The organism is Streptomyces sp. SID14478, from assembly GCF_010548525.1.
GTDB lineage: Bacteria > Actinomycetota > Actinomycetes > Streptomycetales > Streptomycetaceae > Streptomyces.
In genome coordinates this window covers 1-8,234 of the sequence record NZ_JAAGMG010000879.1, presented here as the reverse complement: position 1 = coordinate 8,234, position 8,234 = coordinate 1, and the positions used below count along the sequence as shown (strand labels likewise).

The window sequence follows — 8,234 nt, the reverse complement described above, 5'->3', positions numbered from 1 at the left end:
GGCGGCGCGCATCGTCGCGCGCCGCTGCGCCGCCCGTCGCCGGGCGAGCCGCCGCGCACGTAACCCGGACACCCGCTTTCCCCCTCCCGTCCCACCGGCCGTTCCCTCGTTCTGGGGAAGCCCCCGGCCAGCCGACACCCGCGTCACCCTACGGCTGGGACCCTTCGGGCATGGCGCAGTTGGAGCGGTTCGCAGTGACCCAGGTCCCCACCCACGGGATCGACGCGGTGCTCGCACGGATGCGCGTGCTCGCCGCGGATCTGCCGCCCCGGGACGGAGTCGCGGTCTTCAACCGGGTCTACCTCTCCGTCACGGAGGCGGTGGACCGGGCCGTCGTGCGGGGCGCGACGGGCGGCTTCCCGGACCGCGTCGCGGCGGTCACGCTGGACGTCCGCTTCGCGGAGCGCTATCTCCAGGCACTCGACGCGGCGGCCTGCGGGGTGCGCGGGCCCGCCTGCTGGCAACCGCTGCTGCAGTTCCGCCGCCATCCGGGAGTACGCCCGCTGCAGTTCGCGCTCGCGGGCATCAATGCGCACATCGGACACGATCTGGCGCTGGCCGTGGTGGACGCCTGTCGTACGCTCAACTGCGAACCGGGCACCCTGGAGGACGAGTTCGAGCGCGTGGGCGATCTCCTCGTGGCGCTGGAGGAGCACGTCCGCGAAGAGCTGATGCCGGGCCCCGATCTCCTCCAGGTCGCCGACCCCCTCACCCATCTGCTCGGCTCGTGGAGCCTCGACCGCGCCCGCGACGCCGCGTGGGCGGCGGCCCGCGCCCTGTGGGCGCTGCGCGAACTCCCGTCGATCGCGGCCGAGTTCACCCACCGGCTCGACACCTCGGTGGGCCTGGTGGGGCGCATGCTGCTCACTCCGCTCCCCGACTGACGCCCTCTCCCCGCAGCCGGAACTCCCGTGTGATCTGCGTACGTTGGACAAAGTGACGCTCGCTGTCCACGCGCGAAGGAGCACGGCATGACGACCCGACTCGGTCTCGGACTTCCGCAGATGAAGCAGTACGACATCGGACGGGACATCCCCGACGTGGCACGCACCGCGGAGGCGACCGGCTACGAGAGCCTGTGGGTCTTCGAGCGGATCCTGTTCCCGGAGCCGGCCCGGCAGGGTCTCTACGGGGTGCCGGGGCTGCCGTGGCCCGACAACTACCGGGCCGTGGCCGACCCGCTCGTCTCGCTCACGCTCGCCGCGGCGGTGACGTCCCGGGCCCGGCTCGGCACGAGCGTGCTGGTGGCGCCGCTGCACATCCCGTTCCAACTGGCCAGGTCGCTCGCCTCGTTGGACGCCGCGAGCGGCGGCCGGGTCGTGGCCGGCCTCGGTACGGGCTGGTCGCACGACGAGTACGCGGCGGCGGGCGTCGCGCCCTTCGACAAGCGCGGCAAGGTCCTCGACGAGCTGATCGACGTGTGCCGCGCGGTGTGGGGCCCGGACCCGGTGGCGTACGAGGGCGAACTGACGACCGTCGCCCCGTCCGTGGTCGGCCCCAAGCCGGCCGGTGACCTGCCGATCCTCCTCGCGGCCGGCAGCCCGCGCGCGTCCCGGCGCCTCGTCGACCGCGCGGACGGCTGGCTGCCGGTCTCCATGGGCGCCGAGGCGCTCGGCGAGCAGTGGGCGAAGCTGCGCGAGCTGGCCGAGGAGCGGGGACGCACGGCGCCGATCCGGACCGTGCTGCGCGCCAACACGCTGTACACCCGGGACGCGTACACCGGGGAGGACCGCCGCCCGTTCCAGGGCAGCGTCGACCAGATCGTCGAGGACCTCGCCGCACACGCCGCGTTGGGCCTGGACGAGATCCTGCTGGACCTCCAGGGCGGCGCACGCGACGCGCAGGAACTGAAAGGCCTCGCGACGGAGGTCTACGAGAAGGCACGCGCCGCCGGCGTCTGAGGGTGGGCGGCGTCCTGGGTGTAGTGATCACGAGCGTTATTGACGCCGGTGATCAATACACCTAGTCCTCGGGCAGTTCCACCGGTGCGATCGACTCGTACACGTCACCCGGGCCGGGGTTGGTCGCGTCGCTCGCCCCGCCCAGGTGGTGCATCACGCCCCACACGGCGTTGAGCGCGGTCTGCACGGCGCCCTCGGCCCAGCCCGCCGTCCACGAGATGTCGTCACCGGCGAGGAAGATGCCCCGCCGGTCCTCGGGCAGCGCGTCCTGCATGAAGTGGGTGAACAGGCGGCGCTGGTAGCGGTAGTGGCCGGGCAGGTTCGCCTTGAACGCGCCCATGAAATAGGGCTCGTTCTCCCAGGACACGGTCACCGGGTTGCCGATGAGGTGCTTCCTGATGTCGACCTTGGGATAGATCTCGCCGAGCGACTTCAGCATGACTTCGAGGCGCTCGTTGGCCGACAGGGGCAGCCACTTGAGGCTGTCGTCGCACCACGTGTAGGAGAGGCAGATGACGGCGGGCTTGTCCGGGCCGTCGTCCAGCAGGTACGTGCCGCGCGTCATCCGGTCGGTGAGCGTCATCGACATGACGTCGCGGCCGGTGTCCTCGTCCTTGTCGAGCCAGAACGGCCGGTCGACCGGCACGAACAGCTTGCTGGACTCCATGTAGTGGGTGCGCTCGATCGCCGTCCAGTGGTCGATCGGGAACAGCGCGTCGTCGCACGCCACCTTGGACAGCAGCATCCACGACTGCGCGGTGAAGATAGCCGCCTGGTAGGTGCGGATGTCTCCGTCCGCGTCGGTGACCGTGATGTGGTTGCCGGCGGTACGGGCGAGCCGGGTCACCGCGGGCCGCGGCCTGCCGTCCTCGTGCAGCGCCGCGAGCGACGTGCCCTGCGCCCAGTGCACGAGCTTGCCGGGCTCGCGCTCCCACAGTCGCAGCGGCAACTGCTGGGAGCCGCCGACGATGCCGCGGTGGTGGTCGTCGGCCTCGGTGTAGACGACGCGCAGGATCTCCAGGATCGAGTTCGGGAAGTCCGTGTCCCAGCCGCCGGTGCCGAATCCGACCTGCCCGAAGATCTCCCGGTGCCGGAAGGACTTGAACGCCTCGGAGTCGCACAGGAACCCGTAGAAGGTCTGGTTGTCGAGCTTCTCGACGAGCTGCGACCAGATCTCCCGGATGCGCGGCACGTCGCGTTCGCGCATCGCCTGGTTCATGTCCGTGAAGTCGGCCCCCTCCTCCAGGCAGGCGCTCCACGCGGCGGCGACATCGCGGTAGACCTGCGGCAGGTCGTCGATCGTCTCGGCGTAGTGCGACTCGCCCTTGAGGTCGACGACGGTCGAAGGAGTCGCCGGGGAAAGGGGGTTGGGGAACGGCTGGGTTTGCAGGCCCACCAGGTCGATGTAGTGCTGCAGCGCCGTCGACGACGGCGGGAAGCGCATCGCGCCCATCTCCGCGCTCAGTCCCGCCGCGTCCGGCGGCGTCCCCTCGAAGCCGACGGTACGCAGCCGGCCGCCGATCCGGTCGGCCTCGTACACGACGGGCTTGAGCCCCATCTTCATCAGCTCGTACGCGGCGACGATGCCGGACAGGCCGCCGCCGATGACCGCGACCTCGGTGCCGTGCCCGGTCGCCGGTATCTGCCCGAGGCCCGCCGGGTGGGCGAGGAAGTCGTCGTACGCGTACGGGAAGTCCGGTCCGAACATGGTGATCGGGGGCTGGGCGTCGGTGTGCTGGACGGCGGTGGGCACCGTGGACGTCATGGGGTGCGGACTCCTTGCGGACGCAGGGCAGTGGGGCAGGAGAGGGCTCGGCAGGAGCGAGCGGGAAGCGGTGGGAGGGTCCGCGAGGACCGGTACGACGCTACGTTTTCGCTGGTCGGCGGGACAAGACGGGACCGTTGCGTCTGGTCGTGCGATCCGTTGCGCGGACGGGGCCCGTAGTGGCGATTCGTTGCACGCTCCGGTGAGCCCGTGGTCGCGTTCCGTAGGAATCCCTCCCCTCCGCGCGGCACAGGAGGTGCCGATCGCGGCCGGAGGTGCCGGAGGTCACTGTGCTCACGCCCGGAACGGCCGGGCGGCAGGCGCCCCGCGGGGCAGGTGTTACGCCGGCGAACCCGAGGTGAAGCGGCGCATCAGCGGGGAGAGCACGAGCACGGACTTGGTCCGCTCGACGAACGACTCCCCCGCGATCCGCTCCAGGACCCGCTCGAAGTGCCGCATGTCGGAGGCGAAGACCTGCACGAGCGCGTCCGCCTCACCGGTGACGGTGGAGGCGGCCGCGACCTCGGGGTAGCGCTCCAGGCCCCGCCGGATCGAGTCCGGCGAGGTGTTGCGGCGGCAGTAGATCTCGATGAAGCCCTCGGTCTCCCAGCCGAGCGCGGCCGGGTCGACCCGCACGGTGAAGCCGGTGATCGCGCCGGTGGCCCGCAGCCGGTCGACGCGCCGCTTGACCGCGGGCGCGGACAGGCCGACGAGCTGGCCGATGTCGGCGTAGGAGCGACGGGCGTCCTCGGCGAGGGCGTGCACGATGCGTTCGTCGAGATCGTTCAGCAAGGCAGGCGGTTCACTTCTGTGCTTCTGCGGCTTCCGCGGGGGCGGCGAGACGGGAGCGACGCATCCCGTAGCAGAAGTAGAACACGAGCCCGACGGCCATCCAGACGCCGAAGACGATCCAGGTGATGACGGACAGACTGCCCATCATCCACAGGCACAGCGCGAAGCCGATGACGGGCAGGACGGGCGACAGCGGCACCCGGAAGGTGCGCGGCATGTCCGGGCGGGTGCGGCGCAGCACGATCACGGCGATGTTGACCAGGGCGAAGGCGAAGAGCGTGCCGATGCTGGTGGCGTCGGCGAGCTGGCCCAGCGGGATGGCCGCGGCGAGGACGCCGCAGAACAGCGAGACGATGACGGTGTTGGCGCGGGGCGCGCCGGTCTTCGGGTTGACCTTGGCGAACACCTTGGGCACGAGCCCGTCGCGGGACATCGCGAACAGCACGCGGGTCTGCCCGTAGAGCACGGTCAGCACGACGGACGCGATGGCGATGACCGCTCCGGCGGCGAGCAGCGTCCCCCAGAACGACTGGCCGGTGACGTCCTTCATGATCCCGGCGAGCGCCGCCTCGGAGTCGTTGAACTGCTTCCAGGGGCGGGCCCCGACGGCGACCGCGGCGACGAGGACGTACAGGGCGGTGACGATGACGAGCGAGAGCATGATGGCGCGCGGCAGGTCGCGCTGGGCGTTCTTCGCCTCCTCACCGGCGGTGGAGGCGGCGTCGAAGCCGATGTACGAGAAGAACAGCGTCGCCCCGGCGGCGCTGACGCCCGCCATGCCCAGCGGCATGAAGTGCGCGTAGTTGCCGGACTGGAAGCCCTTGAGGCCGATCGCGCAGAACAGCAGCAGCGACACGATCTTCACGACGACCATGATCGTGTTGGCCCGGGCGGACTCCTTGGCGCCGCCCATCAGGAACACCATGGCCAGCAGCACCACGATGAGCGCGGGCAGGTTGAAGATCCCGCCGTCCCCGGGCGGCGCGGAGAGGGCGGCCGGGAGGGTCACGCCGATGGTGCCGTCGAGCAGTTCGTTGAGGTACTCGCCCCAGCCGACGGCGACGGCGGCGACGGACACCCCGTACTCCAGGACCAGGCACCAGCCGCAGATCCAGGCGATGAGCTCGCCCATCGTTGCGTATGCGTACGAGTAGGAGGACCCGGCGACCGGGATGGTGCCCGCCAGCTCGGCGTACGAGAGGGCCGAGAAGAGGGCCGTGAGGCCGGCGATCACGAAGGAGAGCGTGACGGCGGGCCCGGCCTTGGGGACGGCCTCGCCGAGCACCACGAAGATGCCGGTGCCGAGCGTGGCGCCGATGCTGATCATGGTCAGCTGCCAGAGTCCGAGCGAGCGCCGCAGCGTGCCGCCCTCGCCCTGACCACCCTCCGCGACCAGGTGTTCCACCGGCTTGCGCCGCATGAGACGGGTGCCGAGCCCGGCGGGTGCGGGCTCTGTGCGGGGAGTGCGCGGGGGTGCGCCGTGATCGAGCACGGACTGGCTCCTTCATCGCTGCCGGTCGGGGATGACAACGGCGAGGGGGAACGCGACGGCCTCACCCTGACCGGGGGCCGCCGAGCAGGCCGTCCCCCGCCACGCCACGTACAGCGGATGACTCTAGAGGACGCGGCTTCCCACCTGTAATGCAGCAACCTTGCGCAACCCCACAAGATCGTTGCGCGAATCGCGGTGACGCGCGTGTTCGTTGCGACGTCCGTTTCGTCTGTTGCGCATGAGGTGTCCGAGGTCACACGGCACACGCGGGAGTGAATCCCGCACATCGGGGTACACGGCGAGGCTGCCTCTGTTTGTGGGGCCCCGGGGATGATCAGTGATCAACCCCGGCCACGGCCGAGGCGGTGGAGGGTGTGCATCATGTGCAGGATGCACACGACCGGAGGAAGGCGTGAGAGGGGCTTGTGAGTACCAGCGAAACCGACATCCGCAATCTGCTGCTCGAGGCGCTACGGGACCAGGAGGAGCACATCGCCGACCGGTGGACGACGCTCCAGCTGGAGCAGGCGGCACTGGGCACCGACATGAGCGAGAGCGAGCTGCGCGAGGAGGCGGTGCTGCTCGTCGACGCGCTCACCGAGGCCCTCGCCAGCGACATCCCGGTGGAACGCCTGGTGACGTCGCACCACAACCTGCGTACGACGGTCACGGAGCTGTCGCTGCGCCGGGTGCGGGCGGGCGCCACGCCCACCGACACCTCGCTCGCCGTGCTCTCCCTCAAGGAGGCGCTCCTTGCGGCCGTCCAGCACACCACGCGGGACATGGGTGAACTGTTCGCCGTGGCCGTCCTCGTCAACCGGATGCTGGACGCGGCCGGCGCCCTCTCCTTCGAGACGTACGTCGAGGGCCGCGAGGAGATCATCCAGCGCCAGAGCCGTCAGCTGATGGAGCTGTCCACGCCCGTCGTGCGGCTGTGGAAGCACGTCCTGGCCGTGCCGCTGATCGGCACCCTGGACACGGCCCGCACCCAGATCGTCATGGAGTCGCTGCTGCAGGCGATCCAGGACGACGAGGCGAAGGTCGCCATCATCGACATCACCGGTGTGCTCACCGTCGACACGGCGGTCGCCCAGCACCTGATGCACACCGTCAACGCCGTCCGCCTGATGGGCGCGGACTGTGTCATCAGCGGCATCCGTCCGCCCATCGCCCAGACCATCGCCCAGTTGGGGATCGACCTGTCCACCATCCTGACCCGCGCGACGCTCGCCGACGCGCTGTCCGCCGCGGTCAAGCTCACGGACCAGCCCGCCGTCGGATTCGCCGTCGCCGGGTCGGCACCGCGGTGATTCCGCCGCGCCCGACGGGCGTTCCCATCCTGCGGCTCGGCGACGTCCTGGTGACGGGACTGCTCAACGAGCTGGACGACCGCTCCGCCGTGGCCTTCACGGACGAGCTGACCGAACGCATCGAGGGCGACCGGGCCCGCGGGGTGCTCATCGACATCTCCCGGCTGGAGGTCATCGACTCGTTCGTGGCCCGCACGCTCATGGAACTCACCACGATGGCGCGCCTGTTGGGGGCCCGGGTGATCGTCGCCGGGATGCGCCCCGCCGTCGCGATCACCCTCGTCGAGCTGGGCATCCAGCTGACGGGTGTGGAGACCGCGCTCAACGCCGAGCAGGGACTGACCGCGCTCGGCTGGCAGCGCACCCCGGAGGGCGCCGGCCATGACCATGTCCGATGAGCGCGCCGTGAGCGAGGCGCATCCCCCGGGGGTCGAGGTGACCGTCCGCCGGTCCTACGAAGTACGGTCGGACGACGACCTGCTGACGGCCCGTCATGCCGTGCGCGCGGCCACCGTCGAGTGCGGGTTCGGCCTGGTCGACCAGACCCGGGTGGTGACCGCCGCGAGCGAACTGGCCCGCAACGCCTACGTCCACGGCCAGGGCGGCACCCTCGACGTCGAGTTGCTCACGCGGCCCGGCGGCAGCGGCATCCGGCTGGTGATCCGGGACGACGGACCCGGCATCCCGGACCTCGGCGCGGCCATGACCGACGGCTGGACCACCGGCAACGGACTCGGCCACGGTCTGGGCGGTGCGCGTCGTCTGATGGACGCCTTCCACGTCGACAGCCGTCCCGGCGCCGGGACGACGGTGACGGTCGTGCGCTGGACGGTGCGATGAAGGCCCCCGCCGATCTCGCGGTGACGGCGCACGTCGTGGTGGACCACGCCAGCGCGGTGCACCACGCCGCCGCGCTGGCCCGGGCCGCCGCGTCGGCCGGTGGCCTCGACGGCACCGGGGCGGAGCGGGCCGCC

At 71.0% G+C, this 8,234-nt stretch carries 8 protein-coding genes; 5 read left to right on the top strand and 3 right to left on the bottom strand.

Going from position 1 to position 8,234, the window contains the following annotated elements; all coding sequences use genetic code 11:
* Nucleotides 1-170: 170 nt before the first annotated feature.
* Both G3I40_RS28865 and G3I40_RS28860 read left to right on the top strand, forming a co-directional pair.
* The gene (locus tag G3I40_RS28865) at nt 171-884 is read left to right on the top strand and encodes a DUF5995 family protein (RefSeq protein WP_203644945.1); all 714 of its coding nucleotides are present in this window, start codon (nt 171-173) and stop codon (nt 882-884) included.
* 87 nt (nt 885-971) lie between these two features.
* Nucleotides 972-1,901, top strand: a complete 930-nt coding sequence (locus tag G3I40_RS28860) for an LLM class F420-dependent oxidoreductase (RefSeq protein WP_164305424.1) — start codon at nt 972-974, stop codon at nt 1,899-1,901.
* 61 nt (nt 1,902-1,962) lie between these two features.
* Here G3I40_RS28860 and G3I40_RS28855 read toward each other — a convergent pair whose 3' ends face one another.
* From G3I40_RS28855 to G3I40_RS28845, 3 genes are all read right to left on the bottom strand, one after another.
* Nucleotides 1,963-3,666: an NAD(P)/FAD-dependent oxidoreductase gene (locus G3I40_RS28855; RefSeq protein ID WP_164305422.1), complete on the bottom strand. Its 1,704-nt coding sequence runs from the start codon at nt 3,664-3,666 to the stop codon at nt 1,963-1,965.
* 339 nt (nt 3,667-4,005) lie between these two features.
* A complete protein-coding gene (locus tag G3I40_RS28850) occupies nt 4,006-4,458 on the bottom strand; it encodes an Lrp/AsnC family transcriptional regulator (protein ID WP_164305420.1) in 453 nt (150 codons plus the stop codon).
* Nucleotides 4,459-4,468: 10 nt separating this feature from the next.
* Nucleotides 4,469-5,950: an amino acid permease gene (locus G3I40_RS28845; RefSeq protein WP_164305418.1), complete on the bottom strand. Its 1,482-nt coding sequence runs from the start codon at nt 5,948-5,950 to the stop codon at nt 4,469-4,471.
* 425 nt (nt 5,951-6,375) lie between these two features.
* Between G3I40_RS28845 and G3I40_RS28840 the strand changes: the two genes are divergently transcribed.
* From G3I40_RS28840 to G3I40_RS28830, 3 genes are read left to right on the top strand one after another with little or no spacing between them, the layout of a single operon-like run.
* On the top strand, nt 6,376-7,260 hold the full coding sequence (locus tag G3I40_RS28840) for an STAS domain-containing protein (protein WP_164305416.1): 885 nt from the start codon (nt 6,376-6,378) through the stop codon (nt 7,258-7,260).
* Entirely contained in the window at nt 7,260-7,658 is a 399-nt protein-coding gene (locus G3I40_RS28835) for an STAS domain-containing protein (RefSeq protein ID WP_164305428.1), read from the top strand. The genes G3I40_RS28840 and G3I40_RS28835 overlap by 1 nt, the downstream gene beginning before the upstream one ends.
* On the top strand, nt 7,642-8,100 hold the full coding sequence (locus G3I40_RS28830; RefSeq protein ID WP_203644944.1) for an ATP-binding protein: 459 nt from the start codon (nt 7,642-7,644) through the stop codon (nt 8,098-8,100). Before G3I40_RS28835 ends, G3I40_RS28830 begins: the two co-directional genes overlap by 17 nt.
* Nucleotides 8,101-8,234: the final 134 nt, after the last annotated feature.

Bases quoted from the DNA above. Each gene is read 5' to 3' on its own strand.
- G3I40_RS28830 (WP_203644944.1), top strand. From the start codon at position 7,642: ATGACCATGTCCGATGAGCGCGCCGTGAGCGAGGCGCATCCCCCGGGG.
- G3I40_RS28865 (WP_203644945.1), top strand. From the start codon at position 171: ATGGCGCAGTTGGAGCGGTTCGCAGTGACCCAGGTCCCCACCCACGGG.
- G3I40_RS28860 (WP_164305424.1), top strand. From the start codon at position 972: ATGACGACCCGACTCGGTCTCGGACTTCCGCAGATGAAGCAGTACGAC.
- G3I40_RS28855 (WP_164305422.1), bottom strand. From the start codon at position 3,666: ATGACGTCCACGGTGCCCACCGCCGTCCAGCACACCGACGCCCAGCCC.